The organism is Streptosporangium sp. NPDC049376, assembly GCF_044466505.1.
In the GTDB taxonomy this organism is placed as follows: domain Bacteria; phylum Actinomycetota; class Actinomycetes; order Streptosporangiales; family Streptosporangiaceae; genus Streptosporangium.
Genome location: NZ_JBITMT010000003.1, coordinates 71,687 through 96,288, shown reverse-complemented (window position 1 = coordinate 96,288; position 24,602 = coordinate 71,687). Strand labels below are relative to the sequence as shown.

Annotated in this window: 20 protein-coding genes; 8 read left to right on the top strand and 12 right to left on the bottom strand. The window is 70.3% G+C overall.

Annotated elements, in window-relative coordinates:
- Positions 1–54: 54 nt before the first annotated feature.
- Positions 55–564: a GNAT family N-acetyltransferase gene (locus ACIBVQ_RS10100; protein ID WP_399176789.1), complete on the bottom strand. Its 510-nt coding sequence runs from the start codon at positions 562–564 to the stop codon at positions 55–57.
- A gap of 90 nt (positions 565–654) precedes the next feature.
- Positions 655–1,521, bottom strand: a complete 867-nt coding sequence (locus tag ACIBVQ_RS10095; protein WP_399176787.1) for an SDR family NAD(P)-dependent oxidoreductase — start codon at positions 1,519–1,521, stop codon at positions 655–657.
- An 80-nt stretch (positions 1,522–1,601) separates the two neighbouring features.
- Between ACIBVQ_RS10095 and ACIBVQ_RS10090 the strand changes: the two genes are divergently transcribed.
- Positions 1,602–2,165, top strand: a complete 564-nt coding sequence (locus ACIBVQ_RS10090; RefSeq protein ID WP_386188676.1) for a TetR family transcriptional regulator — start codon at positions 1,602–1,604, stop codon at positions 2,163–2,165.
- 650 nt (positions 2,166–2,815) lie between these two features.
- Here ACIBVQ_RS10090 and ACIBVQ_RS10085 read toward each other — a convergent pair.
- Entirely contained in the window at positions 2,816–3,991 is a 1,176-nt protein-coding gene (locus tag ACIBVQ_RS10085; protein ID WP_399176785.1) for a hypothetical protein, read from the bottom strand.
- Positions 3,988–4,551, bottom strand: a complete 564-nt coding sequence (locus tag ACIBVQ_RS10080) for an RNA polymerase sigma factor (protein ID WP_399176783.1) — start codon at positions 4,549–4,551, stop codon at positions 3,988–3,990. Before ACIBVQ_RS10080 ends, ACIBVQ_RS10085 begins: the two co-directional genes overlap by 4 nt.
- A 159-nt stretch (positions 4,552–4,710) precedes the next feature.
- Between ACIBVQ_RS10080 and ACIBVQ_RS10075 the strand changes: the two genes are divergently transcribed.
- The gene (locus ACIBVQ_RS10075) at positions 4,711–5,637 is read left to right on the top strand and encodes a glycerophosphodiester phosphodiesterase family protein (RefSeq protein WP_362912278.1); all 927 of its coding nucleotides are present in this window, start codon (positions 4,711–4,713) and stop codon (positions 5,635–5,637) included.
- Positions 5,638–5,639: 2 nt separating this feature from the next.
- On the opposite strand, the gene corA is transcribed toward ACIBVQ_RS10075, so the two are convergent.
- A complete protein-coding gene (corA, locus tag ACIBVQ_RS10070; RefSeq protein ID WP_399176781.1) occupies positions 5,640–6,755 on the bottom strand; it encodes a magnesium/cobalt transporter CorA in 1,116 nt (371 codons plus the stop codon).
- A gap of 440 nt (positions 6,756–7,195) precedes the next feature.
- On the opposite strand from corA, the gene purD reads away from it, so the two are divergent.
- The 5 genes from purD to ACIBVQ_RS10045 all read left to right on the top strand — a co-directional run bounded on the left by purD (position 7,196) and on the right by ACIBVQ_RS10045 (position 13,990).
- The gene (purD, locus tag ACIBVQ_RS10065) at positions 7,196–8,428 is read left to right on the top strand and encodes a phosphoribosylamine--glycine ligase (protein ID WP_386188684.1); all 1,233 of its coding nucleotides are present in this window, start codon (positions 7,196–7,198) and stop codon (positions 8,426–8,428) included.
- 122 nt (positions 8,429–8,550) lie between these two features.
- The gene (locus tag ACIBVQ_RS10060) at positions 8,551–9,585 is read left to right on the top strand and encodes a hypothetical protein (protein WP_399176778.1); all 1,035 of its coding nucleotides are present in this window, start codon (positions 8,551–8,553) and stop codon (positions 9,583–9,585) included.
- 268 nt (positions 9,586–9,853) lie between these two features.
- Entirely contained in the window at positions 9,854–11,119 is a 1,266-nt protein-coding gene (gene murA, locus ACIBVQ_RS10055) for a UDP-N-acetylglucosamine 1-carboxyvinyltransferase (RefSeq protein WP_352011143.1), read from the top strand.
- A 227-nt stretch (positions 11,120–11,346) separates the two neighbouring features.
- Positions 11,347–12,636 (top strand): GTP cyclohydrolase IIa, encoded by a 1,290-nt coding sequence (locus ACIBVQ_RS10050; RefSeq protein WP_352011144.1) that lies wholly within the window; start codon positions 11,347–11,349, stop codon positions 12,634–12,636.
- Between the two features lie 415 nt (positions 12,637–13,051).
- Positions 13,052–13,990 carry an EamA family transporter gene (locus ACIBVQ_RS10045; RefSeq protein WP_399176776.1) on the top strand — a complete coding sequence of 313 codons (939 nt, stop codon included), beginning with the start codon at positions 13,052–13,054 and terminating at the stop codon, positions 13,988–13,990.
- 94 nt (positions 13,991–14,084) lie between these two features.
- Here the strand turns inward: ACIBVQ_RS10045 and hisC are convergent, their stop codons facing one another.
- The 7 genes from hisC to ACIBVQ_RS10010 form a co-directional block, all read right to left on the bottom strand.
- Complete coding sequence (hisC, locus tag ACIBVQ_RS10040) at positions 14,085–15,146, bottom strand: histidinol-phosphate transaminase (RefSeq protein ID WP_352011146.1); 1,062 nt, start codon at positions 15,144–15,146, stop codon at positions 14,085–14,087.
- A 195-nt stretch (positions 15,147–15,341) separates the two neighbouring features.
- Positions 15,342–16,205, bottom strand: coding sequence for a hypothetical protein (locus tag ACIBVQ_RS10035; RefSeq protein WP_386188688.1), 864 nt, complete (start codon positions 16,203–16,205; stop codon positions 15,342–15,344).
- A gap of 357 nt (positions 16,206–16,562) precedes the next feature.
- Positions 16,563–17,228, bottom strand: a complete 666-nt coding sequence (locus tag ACIBVQ_RS10030; RefSeq protein WP_352011148.1) for an NrtR DNA-binding winged helix domain-containing protein — start codon at positions 17,226–17,228, stop codon at positions 16,563–16,565.
- A 19-nt stretch (positions 17,229–17,247) separates the two neighbouring features.
- Positions 17,248–19,062: a DUF4434 domain-containing protein gene (locus tag ACIBVQ_RS10025; RefSeq protein WP_399176774.1), complete on the bottom strand. Its 1,815-nt coding sequence runs from the start codon at positions 19,060–19,062 to the stop codon at positions 17,248–17,250.
- Between the two features lie 60 nt (positions 19,063–19,122).
- Complete coding sequence (locus ACIBVQ_RS10020; protein ID WP_352011150.1) at positions 19,123–20,211, bottom strand: glycosyltransferase; 1,089 nt, start codon at positions 20,209–20,211, stop codon at positions 19,123–19,125.
- 19 nt (positions 20,212–20,230) lie between these two features.
- Positions 20,231–21,493 carry a nucleotide sugar dehydrogenase gene (locus ACIBVQ_RS10015; protein WP_399176771.1) on the bottom strand — a complete coding sequence of 421 codons (1,263 nt, stop codon included), beginning with the start codon at positions 21,491–21,493 and terminating at the stop codon, positions 20,231–20,233.
- A 198-nt stretch (positions 21,494–21,691) separates the two neighbouring features.
- Positions 21,692–23,362, bottom strand: coding sequence for a glycosyltransferase family 4 protein (locus ACIBVQ_RS10010; RefSeq protein WP_362912266.1), 1,671 nt, complete (start codon positions 23,360–23,362; stop codon positions 21,692–21,694).
- 56 nt (positions 23,363–23,418) lie between these two features.
- On the opposite strand from ACIBVQ_RS10010, the gene wecB reads away from it, so the two are divergent.
- Entirely contained in the window at positions 23,419–24,588 is a 1,170-nt protein-coding gene (gene wecB, locus ACIBVQ_RS10005; protein ID WP_362912264.1) for a non-hydrolyzing UDP-N-acetylglucosamine 2-epimerase, read from the top strand.
- Positions 24,589–24,602 lie beyond the last annotated feature (14 nt).

The following is a 24,602-nucleotide window of genomic DNA, read 5'->3' as shown; positions in this document are numbered from 1 at the left end:
ACGGCGCCCTCTCCACGACATGCCCATGTGATCCGGTGAGCAAGGCCGTACCCGTCACAGGGGGAGCCACATGATCCGGAGGCCGACGTGGCCTTCCGTGGGGTGGCGGAAGGCGCCGGGGGCCGTGCCCAGGGTGGTGAAGCCCAGGCTCTCGTAGAGGTGGATCGCGCTCCTGTTGCTGTCCGCGACGGCGTTGAACTGGATCGCCGCGAACCCCTGCTGCCTCGCCCAGGTGATCATGTCCGTGACGAGGGCGCGTCCGACGCCCAGGCCCCGTGCCTCCCCCGCGACCATCAGGCTGCCGGAGGCGATGTGGTCGCCGGGGCCGGGCCGGTTGGCGTACATGTTGGCGGTGCCGAGCACCAGGTCACCGTCGACCGCGACGACCACCCTGGCCGGGGCCGGCAGGAGCCAGAGCTTCCTGGCGTCGTTCTCGCTCATGGCGGGGTCGTAGGTGAAGGTCTCCTGCGCGGTGACGACATCGTGAACGATGGGCCAGATCCGCGGCCAGTCCTCCTCACGAGCCTCGCGGATCACGGGAACGGGACGCTTCGGGTCAGCCACGGGAGCCACCGCCGACCTGGAAGGTCCGGGAGACCCGAAGAGCTCGAAGACCAGTGATATGTGACTGTGTCATCCCCCTAGCCTCCTACATCAGAGGCGTCCGATGACCTCGCGGGTCAGGCTCTCGCACAGCGCCCAGATCGTGTCCTGGTTGCGGCGGTTCAGGGCGCTCTCCGGCCAGGCCGTACGACGGCACTTCATGCTGAAGTAGGCTCCGCTCACTCCCTCGACCTCGGCGCTTGAGGCCAGGTGGATGCTGGAGCGGGCGGGTTTGCCGAGGTCCGCGAAGAACCGGGGGGCGACCAGGCCCAGCAGCGGGACGATCGGGCGGTAGAGGTAGGGGAATCCGGCCGCCTTCAGCGACTGGTTCATCGGCGTGTGGCCGTGCCCGGGGTAGGCCACGTTGACCGTGACGCCGGTCCCGGCCACCTCCTCGGCGAAGCGCAGGCTCATCGCCATCTGCATGGTCTTGGTGTGGTTGTACTGGGCGAAGGTCCACCCCAGATAGCGCCGTTCCGCCTGGAGGTTGTCCAGGTCGATCGGGCCGCCGGGGATGCCCCCGGTGATGTTGACGACCCGGCCGGCGAGCAGCGGCAGCAACAGATGGGTGAGTGTGAACGGCGCCAGCACGTGGGCGGCGAAGGTGGTCTCCACCCCGTCCTCGGTGAGCGTACGGCGTGGCGGGTTGGCGCCGACGTTGTTGACCAGCACGTCCAGCCGGTCGCAGCGTTCGGCCACCCGGGCGGCGAGGGCCGCCATCTCACCCAGGCGGGTCATGTCCGCCGCGAGGGCCTCGACCTGGCCGCCGCCCGCGCCCAGTTCGTCGGCCGCCCGCCGGGCGCGTACGGGGTCGCGGCCGACGAGGATCACCCGGGCACCCAGGGCGGCCAGTCCGCGTGCGGTCTCCTTGCCGATTCCTCCGGTGCTGCCGGTGATCAGGACGGTCTTTCCACGCATGAGAGCCTCCGATCCAAAGAGCGTCGCCCTGAATATGTCACCAAGTGCCAAGGTTGGCAATGAGTGTATGATTTCGGGTCATGGAGGGGTTACGAGATCGCACCAGGCGGGCGGTGCGCGCCGAGCTGGCCGCACGGGCGCTTGAGCTGTTCACCGAGCGCGGCTTCGACGAGACCACGGTCGACGACATCGCCAGGGCGGCCGGGATGTCCAAGCGGAGCTTCTTCCGCTACTTCCCGACCAAGGAGGACGCGCTTCTCGGGGAGCTTGAGGCGACGGCCGAGCGGGTCGCCCAGGAGATCTCCGCCCGGCCACCGGGGGAAGGGGCGTGGGAGTGCCTGCACACGGTGCTGCGCGGCTGGGAGGCGCACATCAACACGCAGATCGAGGTGCTGCGGCTCATCGAGTCCACTCCCCCGCTACGGGCCAGGCTCCTGCAGAAGCGTGACGAGGCCCGCGCCCTGATCGTCGAGGCGCTGACGGGGCGCGGCCTGTCCCCGCTGGAGGCCGACCTCGCCTCGGTCGCCGCCGGGGCGGCCCTCGACACGGTGGCACGTGAATGGCTGCGCACCGGCGGCTCGGCCGACCGCCCGACCCTGACGGACCAGGTCTTCGCCATGCTCCGCCCGGCCTTCCTCAGCTGACCCGGCGAAGCCCCGGCGAGCCGTACGACCTTGGGAGGATCCAGGTCCTCAGCCGAGCCTCCCCAAGGCCGTACGGCCCCGCCCGCCCCACGACGAGCCAGATCTCGGACTCCGACCCCTCCGGGCGACCCCACAGCGAACCGTACGGCCCCGGAAGGGCGTCATCGGGAAATCGCCCCTACCGGCGCCGAGAGGAATTCAACCCCCGTGGCATTGTGAATTCCCACATCCGGTGTCAAAAGAATGCGACCACCGTTTTCCTGCTCCTCCGCGATTGTTCCGAGCAGGGGATGTCAGTTCCGACATAACAGGCTCCCATTCGGGCGGCCCCGCGACGGGAAAGCCCGACGACCCGTTCGGTCCGACCGTCGTACGGGCCTTCCCACGAGTTCGCGCACACCGTTTCCGAAACAAGCCTGTAAGGACCGGTTGTCAACTCCCGTCGTCACCAGGGTTTTCACGGCGGCCGACCCGTTCCGAACGGACCGGGCCCCGGGGGGACGCGGTCTCCCCCGCCTCCTGAGCCGCCAGGGCGAGGACACGGGCGGACGCTCCCAGGAGGCGGCGCGGGACTTTTCCCCTTCGCCACGGCTCTCCCGCGAGGTCGAGGACCCGAACCCGTTTACCAGCCGACCGAAACCAATAGAGCCTCATCGAATTATGGCATTGGGGTTCACCAGAACCAGGGTTTTCTTGTCCTTCTTAAACCAGAACAGGTTCTTCTCCACGAACAGGCCGGGAGGATGATCCTTCGGGTTCAGGGAAGCCCGAACGGGGAACAGCAGGCCGGAGCGGCGCGTGGCCGCGTCGTAGAGACCGCGTCCCCCGTTGCCCGCGCGGTCCGTCTGCTCAAGCAGAACGACGCGGCCCAGGAAGGACGCCCCGCCCGTCGACCCCGGCATCGCGTGCAGGCCCGTCCCGTCACGCCGCCAGGCGCTGGAGCCGCCGTAACACCATGTGAGGCCGCACTCGTACCACGAGGTGTGTCCCGCCGGAGGGACCGCGTCCCTCGACTCGCCCGAGAGCACGTTCCGCAGGTGCTCCATGGGACGGGGAACCGACTGGTCCGTCATGGTGCCCCGCCTGGGCCACCCGGCCCACGGCCACTCGACCAGCCACTGGCCCTTCGTCCCCTCGATGAGGGACACCTTCCCGCCCTTCAGCGGAACCCGGTAGACACCGCCCCCCGGCGGGGACCACACGACCGCGTCGTCTGCCACGGCCAGGCTCATCCCCTCGTAATTGTCGTCGTCGTCGATCGCGGCGGGGAACCGGGCGAGCCGCCGTGGCGTGCCGCCGGCGATCGACACCGTCCACACCTCGGTCGTCCGGCCCCGGGTGGTCGACCACGCCAGATGGCCGTCCCCGAAGGCCGGCGTCCCGTCGATCGGCTCCTTCAACGACGCGATCAGGCTGAACCTCCGCCGGACGACGTCGTACGCCCAGAGCCCGTCGAACCGGTCCTTCCGCAGACTCTGCCCGACCACGATCCAGTCGGTGACGAACGTCTCCGGAGTGAACGTCCGGCCGCCGGGCCCTGTCGTCGGGATCTCGTGCACCGCGTCCGGCCACACCTGTCTGATCGGCGGGGGAAGGGCGCCGGAGGAGGACACGGGTCGCGGGGCCGTGACCAGCCGCGTTCGCGCTCCCACGACGACGACGCCGACCACGAGCACCATGGCCGCCGCGACCGCGACCGGCGCCCACCACCCGGGCCGCGCGAGCGGCCTGTGCGGTTCGGGGAGAACGCGGGGCCGTCCGTCGTCCGTCACGGCCTCGGCCCTGGCGGCCAGCGCGTCCCTGAGCCGATCCTCGATGCCGGTCATGCCTTGCCTCCCAGTTCGCGCTCAAGCCGTCCCAGGGCCCGTGAGACGGTGGACCGTACGGTGCTCTGCCCGAGCCGTGTCACCTGGGCGATCTCGGCGTCGGACAGGTCGAGGTAGTAACGCAGCACGAGGACCTCGCGCTGCCTCCTGGGCAGCCTGCCGAGCGCGGCCAGCATCTCCTGGCGCGTCTCGCCCAGCAGCACGCTCGTCTCCGCGGAGTCGGAGCCGGAGCCGGAGGCCGAATCGGGGCCGATCGGCCAGTCCCGTCGCGTGAGCCTCAGCCTGGCGGCGACCCCGCGTCTGCGCAGCAGGGAGCGCGAGGCGTTCAGCACGCAGACGCGGACGTACGTCAGCGTGAGCGTCCCGGGGCGCCCGCCGTTCAGCGCGGCGGTGTGCAGCCTGGAGAAGACGTCCTGCACGACGTCCTCCGCGCTCTCCCTGTCCCCCACGAGCAGTACGGCCAGGCGGACCAGGGCGAGCCGGTGCTCGCGGTACAGGTCCGCCAGTACCGCCCGGGCACCGGGTGGCGCGGTCGCCTGAGCGACTGTCTCACCGTTCATGACCTAGGAACGCGTACCGGGCCCGATCCGCTGCGCCGCCTTGGTTGTCCACTGGTGAGGATTTTGCGAACCACATGCGGTGACAAGGTTGACGCGCGATGGAAACAGGGGGCGAGCCGCGCTGTGGAATCGGGGTCCGGGGTCTGTAAGGTCCCCTGTGTGCATGCCGAGATCCATGGCCACCGGGGAGCCCGCGGCCTCCGGCCAGAGAACACGTTGCCCGGCCTCGCCCACGCCCTGGAGCTGGGTGTCGACGCGCTTGAGTTCGACGTCGCGCTGACGGCCGACCGGCGCCTGGTGCTGACCCACGACCTGACGGTCTCCGCGGTCACCAGCGCCGACCGCTACCCCGCCTTCCCCGGCGACCCGCTGTTCCCCTACGTGGGCAGGCCCGTCGGGACTCTGACGCTGGCACAGTTACGCACCCTCGAATGCGGTGTACGGCTGCCGCTCGTCTCGGGTGACCGGTTCGTCGCCACCCAGGTGCCGGTTCCCGACACCCGTATGCCGACGCTGAGCGCCGTGCTGGCCCTGGTGAACGCCTACGGGGCCGACCGGGTGCGGTTGCACGTCGAGCTGAAGTCCGATCCGACGCGGCCCGACCTGAGTGCCGACCCGCGTGAGCTGACCGAGTTGGTCATCGCCGAGCTGGACCTGCACGGCAGGCTCGGCGGGGCGGCGATCCTCAGCTTCGACTGGCGGATTCTCGGCGTCGCCCGATCCCTGGTCCCGGCGATGCCCTGTTACGCGCTGGTCGAGCGGGCGACGATGGACCCGGCGTGGTTCGGCGGGCTCGATCTCGACGACTTCGGCGGCGACCTTCCGGCCGCCGCGCTGGCGGCGGGGGGAACGGTGCTCTCGCCCGACCACGTGCTGCTCGACGAGGAGTTGATGTCCGACGCGGCCAGGGCCGGGCTTCCGGTGGTCGCCTGGACCGTCAACGACCCGGCCAGGGCCGCGGTGCTGCTCGACCTGGGGGTCGCCGGGGTCGTCACCGACTATCCCGACCGGATGCGCGTGCTGTGGGCCGAGCGGGGCCTGCCGTTGGCCGCCCCGCTCTCCCCGATGCGCGCGCCGGTCGGCTGACGTCACAGCCAGCCGTTGCGGCGGAACCCCCGGTAGAGCAGCGTGCAGACGATCACCATGGCGCAGATCACGAGCGGGTAGCCGAAGACGGACTCAAGCTCGGGCATGTGCTTGAAGTTCATGCCGTAGATCCCGGCGATCATCGTGGGGACGGCCATGATGGCCACCCACGAGGAGATCTTGCGCATGTCCTCGTTGGCGAGGGCGTTCGAGCGGGCCAGAGCGGCCTGCAGGACCGAGTTGCACAGTTCGTTGGACGACTCGACCTGCTCGCAGACGCGGGCGAGGTGGTCGACGACGTCACGGAAGTACTCGCGCATCTCCGAGGGGATCATCCGGCGCTGGGCGAGCGTGGCGAGCGGTGACTGCAGCGGGGTCACCGACCGCTTCATCTCGATCATCTCGCGCTTGAGGTTGTAGATCCGGCCGATGTCGCGGGCGCTGACCTCGGCGAAGACCATGGCCTCGACGTCTTCGAGCTCGGTCTGCATGAGGTCGGCCACGGTGAGGTACTTGTCGACGACGTGGTCGGCGATGGCGTGCAGCACGCCGGTCGGGCCCCTGCTGAGGAGCTTGGGCTTGTCCTCAAGGCGCTGGCGCACCTCGGTCAGCGGGCAGTGCGTGCCGTGCCGTACGGTGACCACGAAGTCGGGGCCGACGAAGGCCATGATCTCGCCGGTGCCGATGATCTCGCTGGTCGCGGTGAGTTCGTCGTGGTCGAGGTAGGCGACGGTCTTCAGGACGACGAACAGCGAGTCGCCGTACCGCTCGACCTTCGGACGCTGATGAGCCTTGACGGCGTCCTCGACGGCGAGGGGGTGCAGGGCGAAGACCTCTGCCAGCCACTCGACCTCGGGGGCGTCGGGTTCGTGCAGGCCGACCCAGACGAAGGCGTTGCCCTTCTCCTGCGCGGCGTTGTGCTCGCGGACGAGTTCGAGGGCGTCGACGATGCCCAGGGCGTCGATCTTCTTGCCGTTGACGTAGGCGGCGTACTCGACGAGCGAGTCGCTCGGCGGGACACAGGGGGAGTTCGCACGGTCGGCAGCCGAGAGGCTGGGACGCGGGGTACGAACGGCACGTACGTGCTTGATGCGGGGGAACAGAAGCGAAGAGCGCATGTCAGGCCTTCCCGCCCGAACCGGCACTGATCGCACGCGACGTTGTGTCACCTCAACTCAAAGAGAATGCGTGCGCAGCCGGTCGGACACCGGTGTGGAGTGGTCGAGAGTGCGCACAGCACGTGTGCGCGAGCACGTACTGCTGGGATCGCCAGAGGTCATCCCCAACCACCTCCAATCAGCATCAGACACGCCAAAGCCGCCCAAACTTAGCACATGCTTGGGGGCGGACTCCCAGGATACCCTCGGTCACAAGGGGCGATCATGCGGAACCCAACGAAATTCATGTCCCGTTTACAGCTAGATCAGCTCTTTCATCAGGATATGTCACAGAGAAGATCGACACGCGGAAGTTCGTCAACCCCGGGCGGTACGCGGTCGAACACCTTGTCCACAGCCTGTGGACAGTCGTCCCATGCCCGGCGGATAAGCTCTCCCGAGTGCGCATTCTTGTGATTGGATCCGGCGGGCGCGAGCATGCCCTGTGCCGGTCTCTGGCGACGGACCCCCAGGTCACCGAGGTCCACTGTGCTCCGGGAAACCCGGGGATCGCGCGGATCGCGACCCTCCACCCGGTCACCCCGACCGACCCCGGGGCCGTCGCCGGGCTCGCGGAGGACCTGCGGGCCGACCTGGTCGTGATCGGCCCCGAGGCGCCGCTGGTCGCCGGGGTCGCCGACGCGGTCAGGAAGGCGGGCATCCCGTGCTTCGGCCCCTCGGCCGAGGCGGCCAGGATCGAGGGTTCCAAGGCCTTCGCCAAGGACGTCATGGCCTCGGCGGGCGTGCCGACCGCGCGCTCCCACACCTGTGAGACGCCCGAGGAGGCCGCCGCGGCGCTCGACGCGTTCGGCGCGCCGTACGTGGTCAAGGACGACGGGCTCGCGGCGGGCAAGGGCGTCGTGGTCACCGACGACCGCGAGGAGGCGCTCGGGCACGCGGCGGCGTGCGGACGGGTCGTCATCGAGGAGTTCCTCGACGGCCCCGAGGTCTCGCTGTTCGCGCTCTGCGACGGCTCGACGGCCGTGCCGCTGCTGCCCGCCCAGGACCACAAGCGCGCCTACGACGGCGACAAGGGCCCCAACACCGGCGGCATGGGCGCCTACACGCCGCTGACCTGGGCACCCGCCGACCTGACCGACCGGGTGATGGCCGAGACCGTCCTGCCGACCGTGGCCGAGCTGGCCGAACGCGGCACGCCGTACACGGGGGTGCTCTTCGTCGGGCTCGCGCTCACCAAGGACGGCCCGAAGGTGATCGAGTTCAACGCGCGGTTCGGCGACCCGGAGACCCAGGTCGTGCTCGACCGGCTCGCGACGCCGCTCGCCGGCCTGCTGCTGGCCTGCGCGAACGGCACGCTCGACCGGTTCGGTCCGCTCGCCTGGCACGAGGGCGCGGCGGTGACCGTGGTCGTCGCGGCGGAGAACTACCCCGCGGACCCGGTCAAGGGCGACGTCATCGAGGGGCTCTCCGAGGTGGCGGACGACGCCTACGTGCTGCACGCCGGGACCGCCGCCGACGGCGACCGTGTCCTGTCGGCGGGCGGGCGGGTGCTCAGCGTGGTCGGCACCGGAGCCGACGTCGCCGCCGCCCGCGAGGCCGCCTACCAGGCGGTCGGCCGCATCCGGATGCGCGGCTCGCACCACCGTACGGACATCGCGGTCCAGGGCCTCTGAGCCCCGGCTCCGCGAAGGCCCGGCGTCCCGGGGCACGGGGACGTACCGTCGAATCGGCACACCCCGAGGGCCGGGAACACTCCCGGCCCGATCCCCCACGGCCCGCGCCCAACGGAGGAACGATGTCGCTCGACGCAGTCTCCCCGGAACGGATCGGCGACACCGGCGTCCTGCGCTGGCCCGGCATCTGGCGCGTGTACGTGGCGACCCGCAGCGAGGAGATCAGGGCCGACGCCGAGCGCGCGCTGACCGCGTGCGAGCGCACGGGCTCGTCCGCCTCGGCGGGCGAGGGCATCGGCACGCACCTGGCCCGCGCCGAGTCCTACGCCAGGAGCAGGCACGGCCTGCGCCGCTGGCTGACCGGTCACGCCGTCGAGGGCGCCTGGTCGAACGTCAACAGCGCGACCGTGATGCTGTACGGCGTGCTGCCGACGCCCGAGCTGTGCGGCCGGGCGACCGAGGTCCTCGCGATCGGCAGGGCCTACCTGCCCGGCGACGACCCCAGGCTGGTCCAGTTGCAGGCCAGGATCGCCGCCGGAGACCTGGGCGAGGGTGACAGGCCGCTGATGCAGTCGGTGCTGCGGGCGGCTTACACCGCGCAGGCGATGGAGAGCGGCCGGGTCCGCAGCTTCCGCAACCTGCTGCTCGGCGGGGTCCTCATGCTGTCGGTGATCGTGTTCGGCCTGGTGGCGGTCGGCGCCATCTGGCCGGACGCGGTGCCGATGTGCGGCAACCAGTCGGTGGTCCAGGCCCAGGGTCTGATGCCCGCCCAGATCTGCCCGACCGGCGGCCACCGGCCCGGTCACGGCGACGTCCCGCTCGTCGCCCTGGTCGGCGTGCTGGGCGCGGCGCTGTCCAGCGCGGCCTCGCTGTCCACCCGCGCCGACCTGTCCACGCGTTACTCGCTGGCGGTCGCCCAGACCCTGCTCAAGGCGCCCGCCGGGGTGGCGACGGCCGTGCTCGGGCTGCTGATCCTGAACTCCGGGTTCGTCCCGGGCATGTCCGGGCTCGGTTCCCAGTCGGCGATCCTGGTCTGGGCCATGGTCTTCGGGTACGGCCAGCAGGTCGTGACCCGCTTCGTGGACCAGCGGGCCGACACCCTGCTGACGGCCGCCTCCCCGCTGACCCCCTCGGGCAGGGGCACCCGTACGGCGTGAATAAACTCTGGCCGGTGACGCAGGCGTCGCACGGCCCGCCCGGCGGGGCACACGAACCGCGGGAGCTTTCACGGCCGAGTGGAAATTGTCATGTGGGAACCGTCGAGACTTTCGCGCGGAAGCTTCTGGTCAGTCCGCTGACCGGGTCCGGTTTCCCCACGAAATAGCAGGTTCAGGGGCATCCAACGGCTAGTGTTGGCCGACGCCTTCCGGCCACCGCCCCCCATGTCGTACGAATATCGTCCCCCACCCCCAAGGAGCATGAAGCATGGTCCGTTACCGCGTGCGCGGTGGCAATCCCCTCCGTGGAACCGCCTTCATCCAGGGCGCCAAGAACGCCGTGCTTCCCATGATCGGCGCGGCCCTCCTGGCGCCCAGAGGCCGTACCGTGCTGCGCAACGTCCCCATCATCGAGGACGTCCGCCGCGCGGTCGAGCTGGCCGAGGCCGTCGGCGCCAAGGTCGAGCTCCACGAGGCCGAACGCACGCTGGTGATCGACGCCTCGACGCTGAGCAGCCCCGTGCTGCCCGCCGAGATCGCCCGCCGTTTCCGCGGCTCGGTGCTGTTCGTCCCGGCGCTGCTGCACCGCCTCGGCGAGGCCGTCATCGAGGGGGTCGGCGGCTGCAACCTGGGCAGTCGCAACCTCGACTTCCACTACCTGGGCTACAAGCGGCTCGGCGCGGTCGTGGACGAGGGCGACGCCGTCATCCACGTCAAGACGGCGGGCTTCACCGGCGCCACGCTGTACCTCGACACCCCCTCGCACACCGGCACCGAGAACCTGATCATGGCGGGCGTCCTCGGGCGCGGCACGACCGTGATCGAGAACGCGGCCCTTGAGCCCGAGGTCCTCGACGTGATCGAGATGCTGACCAGGATGGGCGCGCGGATCAGCGGCGGCGGGACCGGCTTCATCACCGTCGAGGGCGTCGACGAGCTGCAGGCCGTCGAGCACACCGTGATGCCCGACCGGCTCGACGCGGGCGTGTTCGCCATGGCCGCCGCGATCACCGGCGGTGAGGTCAACCTGGTCGGCGCCGACCTGGACCACCTCGGTGTCGTCCGTTACAAGCTGGAGCAGATGGGGGTGGAGTTCGCCGACCACGGCGCCGTGCTGCACGTGCGCAGGGACCGCCCGCTGCGCCCGATCAACGTGATCACCGACACCTACCCCGGCTTCGCCACCGATCTGCAGTCGCCGATCATGACGGTCGCCTGTCTCGCGGACGGCGCGAGCTACATCCACGAACGGATTTTCGACGGCCGGTTCGCATTGGCCGCAGAACTGAACAAAATGGGCGCCGACATCGAAGTGAAGGAGAACAGCGCCGTCGTCCGGGGCGCCACTCCGCTCACCGGAACCGACGTCACCGCCCATGACCTGCGCTCCGGCATCGCCCTGGTCCTGGCCGGTCTGGCGGCCCAGGGAGAGACCGTGATCGGGTCAGGATATCTCATCGACCGGGGCCACTCTTATCTGGCCGAGCGTATGCAGGCGCTGGGCGCGGATGTCCACCGAGAGATTTCTGCCTGATAATCAACCGGTTTCAGTCTCCCAAAAAGCGCTCTGACCTGTGTAAACACTGTCAGTCAGGGTTTAGACCGTGGGTTCCTCCAAGAATTGACCTCTAAACGGGCGTGACATTACGGCCCTCGCAAGCGATCGTTCCAAAAGAGAGCCGAATCAACAGGGACGGCAGGATGGGACGAACATTGGTCGAGCGGGCCGAAGAAACTCCACGAGTGTCACGCCCGGGTGCCATGACACCGGACCTCACTATCGGTGTGGTGGGCCCCCATGACCTCGTAGAAAGAGTGATGCTTATGGGACATGCGGCGGCACCTCTGCCGTGCCGCCTGGTGGCCGCTGCGTACCGGGACGAACAGGAGGCGGCCGACAAGGTGACCCGCCTCGGGGCGGGAGTCGACGCCTGTCTGTTCGCCAGCCCGGTTCCCTACGACCTGGCCAGACGATCGGGGGTGCTGACGATGCCCGCGACGTATGTCCAGCTCGGCGGCGCGGCACTGATCGCCGCGTTGGCCAGGGCAGCGTTGGACGAGCGGATCGACCCCAGGAGGGTCAGCATCGACGTGCTCGGACGGGCCGACATCGAGGAGGCCTACGCCGACCTCGGGCTGCCCGCCGGGGACGTGCACAGCCGCGACGAGCCGGGAGCCACCGGCACGATCGCGTCCTTCCACGAGCGCCTGGCGCGCCAGGGGAACACCAGCGGGGCGCTCACCTGCCTGCCCGCCGTCGCCGACCGGCTGCAGACGGCCGGGGTTCCGGTGGTCAGGATCCGCCCCACCTCCGCCGCGGTCCGTACGGCGCTGCACACCGCGGCGCTGCTCGGGGCGCACCACAGGCTGGAGGAGTCTCAGCTCACGGTGGTGCTGGTCGAGGTTCCCACGCTCCGCGAGCCGGTCCGCAGGGCCGCGCCGCGCTACTGGCGTGACGAGCTGAGGCTGTCGCTGCACAGGCTGCTGGTGCAGGAGGCGAACCGCATCAACGCCTCGGTGACCGCGGTCGACGACCACAGCTACATGGTCACCGCGACACGCGGCTCGGTCGCCACGGCGACCGAGGGCTTCCGGGTGCTGCCCTTCGCGGCCCGGGTGCGTGACGAGCTGGGGCTGGCGGTCGAGGTCGGGGTCGGCATGGGCCGTACGACGCATGACGCCGAGTCGCACGCCAGGGCCGCCCTGGCGCGCACGCAGGCGGGCAAGCAGGCCCAGGGCTTCGCCGTCGACCGGGAGGGCAGGGCGCTCATCCCGGCGCCCAGGATGCCTCCGCAGGGCGGCGGGCCGCTGAAGCCCAAGGGCGTGGAGGTGCTGGCACGGCTGGCCGCCAAGCTGGAGGGCGGGGACACCGTGGTGGACGCGGAGGGCGCGGGCAAGATGCTCGGCGTCACCCCGCGTACGGCACGGCGGTTGCTGCGCACGCTGGTCGACGAGGGGCTCGCGTGGCCGCTTCCGCCGAACCGCACTCCGCAGCCCGGTCGTCCACGCCAGCTCTACCGGCTGATCGTGGAGAAGCTGGGAACCCGCTGAGGTCCGCCGAGACCGCCGAGGCCGCCGGGTTCGCTGCCGCGGCTGTCGAGGCTCCCTTCGACGCCTCCCACGAAGTCCCCACCGGAGTCCCTGCCAGGACTTCGGAGACCCCTGGGGCTTCCGGGGTGGAGAAGGGCTGTCCGGGCTCCGCCGAGGCCACTGAGACCGTTGAGGTCGCAGCCTCCGCCGGGGCCCCTGTCGCGGTCTGGGCCGCGACCTTCGTGTGTCCGTGGCTCCGGGGCCTGCGCCGTACTGCAGCACGGCCCATGCCCCGGGGCCGCCGCGCCGTCACCCTCCGGGTCCGCGAGGACATCCGGGGGTGACGGCGCTTGCTGTTTCCGAGGTTCGGGAGGGTCGTCTCAAGGACTGAAATCCGCGAGAGGTTTCTCCATATAAGGGGATATTGTCAGGAGCTATGGCTTATGACGCTGCTGACAGACGCACGTCTCTCCTCGTCTGGGGCGCGCTGGCGATCGTCTACGTGGTCTGGGGTTCCACCTATCTCGCCATCCGGGTGGTCATCGAGACGCTTCCCCCGCTGCTCAGCGGAGCGATGCGCTTCACCTCCGCCGCGGTGATTCTCAGCCTGGTCATTCTGCTGCTGAAGGGACCGGGCCCCTTCAGGATGACGGCCAAGCAGTTCGGCGGCGCCGCGCTGGTCGGCGTGCTGCTGCTGACCGCGGGCAACGGCCTGGTCGCGCTGGCCGAACAGCACATCTCCAGCGGCCTGGCCGCGCTGCTGGTCGCCTCCGTGCCGCTGTGGCTGGTGATCCTGCGCGTCGTCGCGCGGGACAGGCCCCGGGCGCTGACCCTGGCCGGAGTGCTCGTCGGGTTCGCCGGTGTCGCGGTGCTCTCCCTGACCGGGGCGAGCGGCGCGTCGAACGGCACGGCGATCACGATCATCCTGCTGGCCTCGATCTCGTGGTCGGTGGGCTCGTTCCTGTCCTCGCGCATCCCGATGCCCGCCGACCCCTTCGCGGCCAGCACGGTCGAGATGCTCGTGGGCGGCGTCGGACTGACGCTGGTCGGCACGGCGTCGGGCGAGCACCTGAACCTCGCGGCCGTCTCCGGGCGCTCCTGGATCGGGCTCGCCTACCTCATCGTGATGGGCTCGCTGGTCGGCTTCACCGCCTACGCGTGGCTGCTGGGCAACGCCCCCATCTCCCTCGTCTCGACCTACGCCTACGTCAACCCCGTCGTCGCGGTCGTCCTTGGCGGACTCATCCTGAGCGAGGTGGTCACCGGCTCGATGGTCGTCGCGGGCCTGGTGATCGTCGTCGGTGTGGCGCTGGTGGTCTCGACCGAACGCAGGAAGGCGCCGGTCGTGACAGAGAAGGAACCCGCCCCCGCGTAGGGACGGGTTCCTACAAAAGGGACCACAGGGGCCTGAGAGCCCCGTGGGAGCCCTGGGACACCCCAGGGGACTTTCCCCCAGGGCCCCGGGTGCGTCAGCCCTTCAGGAAGGCCTCCGCGACGGCCAGGAAGGTGTCGTTGGCCTCGGGGGAGCCGATGGAGACGCGGGCGCCCTCACCCTCGAAGGGACGTACGGCGACGCCCTCGGCCGCGCAGGCCCCGGCGAACTCAAGGGTGCGCCCGTCCAGGCGCAGCCAGACGAAGTTGGCCTCGGTGACCGGCACCGTCCACCCCTGGGAGATCAGCGTGTCACGGACCCGGTCGCGCTCCTTGACCACGGTATCGACCCGTTCGAGCAGTTCGGCCTCGGCCTCAAGCGAGGCGACCGCGGCCACCTGGGCGAGGTGGTTGACCGCGAAGGGCACCACGGTCTTGCGGACGGCCGCGGCGACGGGCTCGTTGCCGATCAGGTAGCCGACCCGCAGCCCGGCCAGGCCGTACGCCTTGGAGAAGGTGCGCAGCACGGCCACGTTGGGCCGGTCGCGGTAGATCGTGAGACCGTCGGTGACGTCGGTGTCCCTGACGTACTCGCGGTATGCCTCGTCGAGGATGACCAGCACGTCCTCGGGGACCCGGTCGAGGAAGGCCGCCAGCTCGGCCGAGCGCACGACCGTGCCGGTGGGGTTGTTCGGGTTGCAGACGAAGATCATGCGGGTCTGCGGGGTGATCGCCTCGGCCATGGCGTCGAGGTGGTGCGTCTCGTCGGCCAGCGGGACCCGCACCGAGGTGGAACCCGACAGGTCGGCCATCAGCGGGTAGGCCTCGAACGACCGCCAGGCGTAGATCACCTCGGCCCCCGGCTCGCCCACGGTCTCGAAGAGCTGCTGCAGCAGCGTCACCGAGCCTGCGCCGACCGCGACGTGCTCCGCGGGCACGTCGTAGCGCTCCGCCAGCGCGTTGGTCAGCGCGCCCACCCCGGGGTCGGGGTACAGATGAGCCTGGGCGGCCGCCTTGGAGATCGCCTCGACCACGGAGGGAAGCGGACCGTAGGGGGATTCGTTCGAGGACAGCTTGAAGGACCGGCCGTCGGCTGACACCACGGCCTTGCCCGCCCGATAGGGGGGCACGGTGTCCAGAATCGCACGGAAACGAGGCATGACCTTACTTTATGAGGAGCAGGCGGATGGGGCATCCTCCTGGAATGCCGGAGCGGAGGCCTCCGAGCAGGTCTCCGAGCCGAACGGGTGAAAGATGTCCGGCCGGCGACCGGACGTGGGATGTCCGGTCGCCGGCCGGTAGACGCCGGTTCCACCCCCCCGGGGACCCGGCGCCTGTCCATGGGCGTTTCGCGGTCAGGCGTCCCCTGAGGAGACCACCGACAGCGGGAGGATCGGCTGTTCCGTCACGGTCAGGCTGATCAGGTCGACCAGCCTCAACCCCCGTGACACCGTACGGCGGGCGGCCCAGGCCTCCAGGTCGGCGGCGAGCAGCGCCGCGACGAACCAGGCCTCGGCGGGGCCGACCGGGGAGGGCCCTCTGCGGCGCTCGCTGCTCCAGTAGGCCTGCAGGTGCCCGGGAGTGGCGGAGGCGGCCAGCCGCCTGGCCCTGACGTCGGAGTGGGTGAGGTCCTCGGGGCCCGAGGAGATGGGTTCGAGCACCGCGGTCGCGCCCTCGACCGAGCAGCGCTGCCAGGCGATCGAGCGTTCGGTGAGCAGGACGTCGGCCTTGGCCCACTCGGCGGGCGGGTGGTCGTCCTGGCACCAGCTGACGGCGGCGCAGCCGAGGGCGGCGTCCGGGGTCGGCACCCGGTGGACCTCGGCGCCGATCCGCGCGAGCAGTTCGGACAGCGCGAGCGCGATGGCTCCGCCGCCGACCACGGCGACGGGACCCGGCCAGGAGCGGGGTTCACGCTCGACCAGCAGCCCACGGTCCTCGAAGGTCCGCAGCGTTCCCGGGTCGAGCTGGTCGAGGTCTCCGCCGATCTCCTGCTGGACGGGGAGGAACTCGCCCGCGGCGGTCCGCAGCACCGTCACCTTCGCGGACTCCTCGGGTACGGCCCGGCCCGCGCGGCGTTCCGCGTGGCCGTTGCCCGCCCCGGCCCGCAGTCGCCCGCGGGGCTCGGTCTCGGAACGTCCCGTCGTGCCCGCCGCCTGCCGTACCGTCCCGGTCGTCACCGAGAAGATCTCCACGCCGGGCGCAAGTGTCCGCCGCGCCATCAGCACTCTCCTGTCTTGAGAAAAGCCTGTTCCGTGCCTGGGAAGGGCGTCACGCGTCCGGACGGTTCCCGCCCCGGCCCGGCCTCCGCCCCCACCACCTGACGGTGAGGAGGCATGGCCGTTCGCCGGGTGAGCCGTCGCCGTCCGGTGCCGGGTTCACGGTCGCCGAGACCACCAGGACAATCGTCGCGGAACAACCCCGACGACATCCTGAAATTTCAAGATTTTGCGTTCTTAACCTCTCAGTGTGGAAATAGCGTAAGCGATAACCATTTTCATGTCTATAACGAGGGAATGGTTTTCATCCCTTGAGATTCGATGCGTCGGAAGCCTTCCCCGTGGGGACTGTCTCCGGACCTACTCCTTCAGGGAGCGCAGCATCGGGGGATGCAGGAAAACCGCAGGTCCCCTGCGGTACAGCTTGGCCGGACGGCCCCCGTCACGGGTGGTCGTACGGCCCGTCGGCACCAGGAAGCCCTCCGCCTTGGTGACCTTCCGGTGAAAGTTACGCGGATCGAGCGCGCGACCCCAGACGATCTCGTAAACCCGGCGAAGATCGGCGACCGTGAACTCGGGCGGGCAGAAGGCGGCGCCCAGGGGGGTGTATTCGAGCTTTCCCCTGGCCCTTTCGATCCCGTCGACCATGATGCGCCGGTGGTCGAAGGCCATCTCCCTGAGCGAGGAGACCGGCTGCCAGCTCATGTGGGCCTCGGTCGAGGCGGGCAGGTCGGGGGCCAGGCCGAGGTAGGCCACGCTCAGGACGCGCTGGCGCGGGTCACGGTCGGGATAGCCGTAGGTCTGCAGCTGCTCCAGGTGGACCGGCGCCCCGGGCAGGCCCGCCCGCTCGGCGAGCACGCGCTCCGCGGCGGCGGGGAGGTCCTCGTCGAGGTGGATGAAGCCGCCGGACAGGGCCCAGCGCCCCTCGTAGGGCTGCTTGTCCCGCCGCCAGACGAGCGCGCTCAGCTCCTGGCACCGCACTGTGAGAACGACAAGGTCCACGCTGACGGGGATGCGCGGAACCATGTCAGGCACGTTACACCGCTCAGGGGCCCACGCGAACGTGTAAGGACTCGGCCGCCGCGCGCCCGTCGGGCGCGGTCACCTTGATCCGCACCCACGTCCCCGGCGGCACGCCGTTCCAGTTGAACGGGAACCACGCCGTCCTGACGCGTTCCGGCAGGTCGGCCGGGAGCGCTTCGAGATCGACCCCGGTGACCTTGGTGACCTCGGGGGTCTCCTGACCGGGCCAGGTGATCGTCACCGTCGAGCCGACCGGGATGTCGTAGCCGCGGATCTCGACGCCGTCCTGGATGTCACGCGGACGGTGGACGGCGTCGACCGGGATCGGCCTGCCCGCGTCCCTGGCGACCTCCTCGGACAGGGACGGCGAACCGCAGGTGAAGAAGTCGCTCCACATGTAGGAGACGATCTTCGAGACGTACCGGCCGACCTGGGTCACCGCGGTGTCGAGCCGTTTCTTGTCGGTGCGCCCCCTGGTGCCCGTCCTGGCGGCGCACGGCTCGTCCGACGACGGCTCGAACGCCTCGACGTTGGCCCAGAGCTGCACGTCGTAGCCCTGTTCGACCATCCTGGTCCTGGCCGCCGCCATCTCCCGGTAGTAGTCGCGGGTCGAGCCGTGGTAGGCGTCGCCGTTGGTCGTCTCCCCCACGACGGACCTCAGCCGCTCGTCCACCCGCTGGCCCCGCTGGTCGGGCCAGAACAGCCCCACCTTGCCCGTGCCCCGGCTGTCCTGCGGCGCGATGATGCCGACGCCGGTCCTGGCCAGCGCCTCGAAGCCCTTGGCCACCTCCTGGGGCGTCGCGCTGAACGGCAGCCGCTTGCGCGCGTCCAGGTAGGGACTGACCAGGATGGGTTTGCCCGGCATCTCCTGTTCGACGATCTGGTGCTGGGAGGCGTAGACCGCCAGCGTCGGATGCTCGGCCTTCATGTCCCGCAGTTGCAGCTCGAACGGCTGGTAGAACCCGCCGAGCGAGGTCCGGTTCGCGAAGCGGTCGCCGTAGTCCTGCAGGATGCGCCGGGTGAGCGTGGTCAGGGTGTCGGTGCCGCGCTCCGAGGCGCGGGTGCTCTGCGCCGGGTCGCGCGGGGCCAGCGGCAGCGCCGGGAAGACCTTCACCCCGAACCGGTCGCCGAGGTCGAGCAGCTCGGTGAGGCTGTCCTTCTTCGCGGCGGCCACCAGGATCAGGTGGTAGCCGCGTCCCCTGTTCCTGACGTTGTCGCAGCTGGGGTCGTCGGTGCCGTCGTCGGGCGCGAGCAGCCGGTAGAAGACCGTGTCCCCGGCGACGATCCGGCGCTCGTAGGCCGGGCAGCGGAACAGCCCGTCGCCGAACGCCTCGTCGGTCCGGTAGACGAACGTCCAGCTCACCCGGTTGCCCGGGTTGGCCGCCTTGAGGTCCCGCTCGGCCGCCTCGACGCACGGCACGCCGTCCTCGACGCAGGAGGCGTAGCGGGGGTCGGCCTTGCTCCCCTCCTTCTCCAGGACACGGCCGTCCTCGGAGGTCCTGCGGGCCTGCAGGCCCCAGCCGATCCGGATCACGGTGTCGCCGCCCACCTCGTGGATGGCCGTGAACTGCCTGCGCCAGGTGCAGTGGTCGGTCGTGGGGATCAGCCAGTAGCCGGTCAGCGCGTACGGCGACCGCACGGCCGTGTCGAACGTCCCGCACGGATCGGTGTACGGCGTGCCAGAGGGGGAGGCCGACGGGTCCGGCGGGCTCTGCGAAGAGGTGGACGGTGTGCTCTGGGCCGTGGAGGCGCTCTGGCCACGGGGCAGGACCATCACGACCGCCACGACGGCGGTTGCGAGGATCGCCAGGCCCAGGAAAGCGGTCAGCCAGCGCACTTTCAGGACACTACCGTTCTCACGATCAGGCGGACATAAACGGCTTCCCCGTGCCGGAGATCAGCTCTTGACCCCCGCCCACGCCTCAAGCTGGGAGACGAAACGACGTGCCGAGTTCGGCCAGTGATGGTTCGCACGGGCCGCCGCGTACCCCCGCGCGCCCTGGCCATGCCGCTCCTTGACGTCGTCCCGCAGGAAGACGACGGCCTGGGCCACGGCCTTGGGGTCCTGCCACGGCACGACGACACCGCTGTTGTAGCGTTCGACCAGCTCGACCGCCCGTGGCGAGGGAGTGGTGATCACCGGGATGCCGTGCGCCATGTACTCCACGATCTTCGTGGGCATGGAGTGCCGGTAGTTGGGCTCGTCACGCAGCAGCGAGAGCCCGGCCAGCGCGCCGTCGAGCCGCTTGAGCGCCTCGTCGTTCGGCATGAAGTCACGCCATTCGAGCAGGCCCTCGGCGACCGCCTCGTTCAGCATCGGGCGCGACTGCGGGTCGGCGTAGCCGATCAGCTCGACCGCGACCCGGTGCGGCCGTAGCAGCCTGGCCACCTCGATGGCCTCGCGCACCCCGCGCGCCTCCGACAACCAGCCGAGGTAGACGATCCGGTCGCCGCCCGGCGCCGTCACCTGGTCGGGGACCCACGTCTCGTTCGGCACCACCAGGTGCGTCCTGTGGAAGCGGCCCGCGTAGGCGCTCTCGGCCAGCAGCAGGTGCAGGTGGCGCTCGGCCGTACCCTCAAGCAGGCGGGCCAGGAAACGCACCGGCGGGCGCAGGAACGCGGGCAGCCAGGGCTTCAGCGACAGGGTCGCCGGGGTGTCCTCGTGGACGTCCCAGACCACCGGGGGCCGGTTGCGCACGCCGACGACCGCGAGCAGCAGCTCGGGGTCGTGCACGATCGCGAGATCCACCTGGCCACGCATGCGCTTGAAGACCTTGCGGGCGGCGCGCACGGCGGTGAGCCGCTTACGCTCGGCTGCCCTGGGGAGATCGACGCCGTTCACCCACGACCGGGCCATGACGCCCCGCGCGGTGTACGGCGCGGCATACGTGACCTCATGACCGGCGTCCACCAGCGCGCGGATCTGCCGGTGCAGAATCCGGGCGTCCTCGGGGTGATGCACCACCGTCATGACGAGCACGTGCACTGCGCGCAGCCCTTCGTTACTAGAGCCGCTCGACGCGTTCACCCTCGGCGAGAACGCCTCGGGTGTCGAGCACGAGCCTGCCGTGGTCCTCGACGATCGATAGGTCGAAGGCGGCGTGCTGCTGGAGCAGCAGCGTCACATCCGCCTCCGTGACGGCCTTCGCCAGGTCCTCCTCGCGGGGGACCTCGACGCCGTCGACCCGCCACTGTTTGACGTAGGGATCGGCGAAGACCAGGTCGGCGCCGAGCTCGACGAGCGCCCGCGCGACCGGGAGGGCCGGGGTCTCGCGCTCGTCGGCGATGTCGGGCTTGTAGGTGACGCCGAGCAGAAGCACCTTGGAGCCGTTGACGGCCTTCCTGTGCCGGTTGAGCAGCCGCTGGACGCGGGCGACCACGTAGGCCGGCATCCGCTCGTTGATCTCCTGGGCCAGCTCGACGAACCGGAAGGGGTATCCCAGCTTGCGCACCGTGTAGGAGAGGTAGGACGGGTCGACCGGGATGCAGTGGCCGCCGACGCCCGGCCCGGGCAGGAACTTCTGGAAGCCGAACGGCTTGGTCGAGGCGGCCTCGATGGCCTCCCACAGGTCCACGCCCAGCTCGTCGCAGAAGATCGCCATCTCGTTGACGAGGGCGATGTTGACGTGCCGGTAGGTGTTCTCCAGCAGCTTGGCCATCTCGGCCTCGCGGGTGCCGCTGACCGGCACGACCTGCTCGACGAAGCGGGAGTAGAACCCGACCGCGCGCTCCCGGCAGGCGAGCGTGTAACCGCCGACCACCTTGGGGGTGTTGCGCATGCCGTACTTGGCGTTGCCCGGGTCGATGCGCTCGGGCGAGAAGGCGAGGTGGAAGTCGGTGCCCGCGGCGAGGCCGGAGGCCTCAAGGATGGGGCGGGCGACCTCGTCGGTGGTGCCGGGCCAGGTGGTCGACTCAAGGACGACCAGGGTGCCCCTGGAGAGGTTACGGGCGACGGTCGCGGTCGCGCCCTCGACGGCCGACAGGTCGGGGCGGTGGTCCTCGTCGAGCGGGGTCGGCACGCAGATGACCACGGTCGCGCTCTCGGCCAGGACCGACTCGTCCAGGGTGGCGGTGAAACCACCGGCCAGCATGTGCTCCAGGTCGGCGTCCGTCAGGTCGTCGATGTAGGAGCGGCCCGCGTTGAGGGCCTCCACCTTCAGGGCGTCGACCTCGAAGCCGACGACGCGCAGTCCGGCCCCCGCGGCCTCCTTCGCCAGGGGCATGCCGACATATCCGAGACCGATGACGGCCAGGTCGTAGGTGCTCACTCGGCCTCCTTCGCCGGCCCCGCCCACGGGGGCGCCAGTGTCGCCGGCGGGCTCGTTGCGCTCGCTCACCGGGTGACCTTGGGATGCCGGAAACAACACTTCATGGTCGCAAAGGCTATCTCAAGTCCGAACGAGCCACGTCTAATGCCATTGAACGCATCACAAACCGGTTGTTTTCTGGGAGTCTTCCGAAGGTCATCAAGCGGTAAGTGATCGGTAAAGGTCACGGTACGTCTCCGCGACGCGGCTCCACGTGCGCTTGGCGGCCACCTCGGCCCGTCCCGCCTGCCCCATCTCGGCCCGCCGTTCGGGGTCGTCGCGCAGCGCGGCGAGCGCGTCGGCGAGGGCCTCGGGGTCGCCCGGGGCGACGAGAAGCCCGGCGCCGTCGGAGCCGACGAGCTCCGAGAGGGCGGGGAGATCGCTCAGCACGACCGGCTTGCCGAGCGCCATCGCCTCGACAGGTTTCAATGGTGTAACAAGTCGGCAGACCCGCAGGTCCTCGCGGGGGCAGACGAAGATGTCGATGGCCGCCTGGGCCTGCAGCGCCTCGTCGGGACCGACCCTGCCGGGCAGGATCGCCACGTCGCCGAGGCCGAGTTCCTCGACCTGTTCGAGCAGCGCGGGCCGTTCGGCGCCGTCGCCGACGAGCAGGACCTTGACGGGGGTCCCCCGGTCGCGCAGCAGCGCCGCGGCGCTCAGCATCGTCGCGAAGCCCTCGTAGGCCACGATGCTGGAGACCGAGCCCATGATGACCTCGCCGGGGGCGATGCCGTACGCGGAACGGAACGCGGCGCCGTCGTACTCGGCGGACAGCAGCGAGTCGTCGACCGCGTTCGGCGCCAGGAAGATCCTCTCCCTCGGCACGCCGCGCTCGACGATCTCGGTGGCCATGGTCTCCGCCAGCGTCACCACGGCGTCGGCCGAGCGCATGATGAACGCCTCGCGGTCGCGCTGGAGCACGTGCCGCTGGCTGCCGATCCGCTTGGGGTCGCGCGAGGCCCAGGTCTCCTCAAGGAAGCCGCGGACCTCGTAGACCATCGGCGTGCCGGTCCGCTCCCGTACGGCCAGCGCGACCGAGCCGTTGCGGTGGTCGGTCGCGGCGTGCAGGATCTGCGGCCTGAGGGTCCTGACCAGCTCGGTCACCTCACCGGCGCCCCTGATCATGCGGCCCTGGCTCTCGAAGGGCACCTCACCGCCGTCGGGGATCAGCCGGTGGTAGGGGATGCCGTCGATCTCCTCGTACGGCGTCGCGTCGGCGTGGCCCTGCATCATCGGCCAGCCCCAGCTCGTCACCACGTGCGGGTCGAGACCCGCGGCCTTCTGCGCGGTGACGATGCGGTGGGTGCGCACGGTGTAGCCGGCCTGGGTGAACGGCAGCGCGTTGGTGACGCAGTGCAGCACCCGCCCCTCGACCCGCTCCCCCACGATGACCTTGTCCTTGGGCGGGATCGGGTTGGGCTGGATGGCGCCCAGTTCACCGGCGTAGTAGGTGGCCCTGCGCTTGATGAAGGGATACCTGGTGTGCCCCTGGAGCACGGCGACGGCCTCGCTCATCCGGCCCGAGTCGAAGTGCTCCTTGGCCTCGGCCCACGGCCCCTTGACCATGCGCATGCCGAGCTTGCGGACGACCAGCCTGGCCTGTCGCGCCGCCGGCCACGCGAAGCGGCCCACGACGGGGCGCAGGCTCGGCGGGAGCGTCTCGGCGGCGGCCTGGGCCACACGCACCGGATCGGACTTGACCTTGGCCGCCACGACCCGGGAGACGATCACGGGGTGCTTGGCGAATCCCTTCAACAGGCCGCTCAGCCCGGCACGGGCCGACTTCGCGGAAACCTTTGAGGAGTCTGGCGTGCTGGCATCGGATACCACGCCGTGACCGTACCATAGGCATCGTTTGCCCCACTCCCGCATGAAAGGCGAGGTCAATGAGGGACTACGCCCCCACGGGGACGACCCCGGACCCCGACAATCCCCTCGTCCTGCACGTGCTCGGCGCGCGGCCCAACTTCGTGAAGGCGGCCCCGGTGGTGCGCGGGCTCGCGGAGCTGGGGGTGCGGCAGGGCATCATCCACACCGGTCAGCACTATGACGCGCTGATGTCGGACGTGTTCTTCGCCGACCTGGGTCTGCCCGAGCCGATCGCCAACCTCGGGGTGGGCTCCGGCTCCCACGCGAGGCAGACCGCGGCCCTGCTGACCGGCCTTGAGGACGTCGTGCTTGAGCACCGTCCCACGCTGGTCGTCGTCTACGGCGACGTGAACTCCACGCTCGCGGCGATCCTCGTGTGCTCCAAGCTGCACGTGCCGACCGCGCACGTCGAGGCGGGCCTGCGCTCCTTCGACCGGGAGATGCCCGAGGAGGTCAACCGGGTCGTCACGGACGCGCTGTCCGACATCCTGTTCGCCACCTCGCCGGACGCGCTGTCCCACCTGTCCAACGAGGGCGTCGACCCGGCGCGGGTCCACCTGGTGGGCAACCCGATGATCGACAGCCTGTTCTCCGCGCTGGACCACCTCGACCCGGCCCCGATCCGCTCCCGCCTCGGCCTGACCGGCCGGTACGGCGTGGCCACCCTGCACCGGCCCGCGAACGTGGACGACCCGGCCTCGGCCAAGGAGCTCGTCGACGCCGTCCTTGAGGTGAGCGCGCGCCTGCCGATCGTGGTGCCGATCCACCCCAGGGGCAGGCAGCGGCTGGCCGACGCGGGGCTGGTGACCGGCGGGAACCTGCTCATCGTCGATCCGCTCGGCTACGTCGACTTCCTGTCGCTGGTCCGCGGCGCCTCGCTGGTCGTCACCGACTCGGGCGGGGTGCAGGAGGAGACGACCATGCTGGGCGTGCCGTGCCTGACGGTCCGGCCGAACACCGAGCGGCCGATCACCATCACCCACGGCACGAACCGCCTGGTCACCCCGGCGCAGCTGGCCGTCGCCGCGGACCGCGCGCTGGCCGAGGGCGCCACGACGCCGTCCGGGGACCTTCCCCCGCTCTGGGACGGCAAGGCCGGTCCGAGGATCGCCCGGGTGATCGCCGCCTGGCTCAAGGGAGGCAACCTCTCCCCCGCAGGCCAGGTCATACCGCCCAATTCCCTGTAAACCGCCCTTTCGGT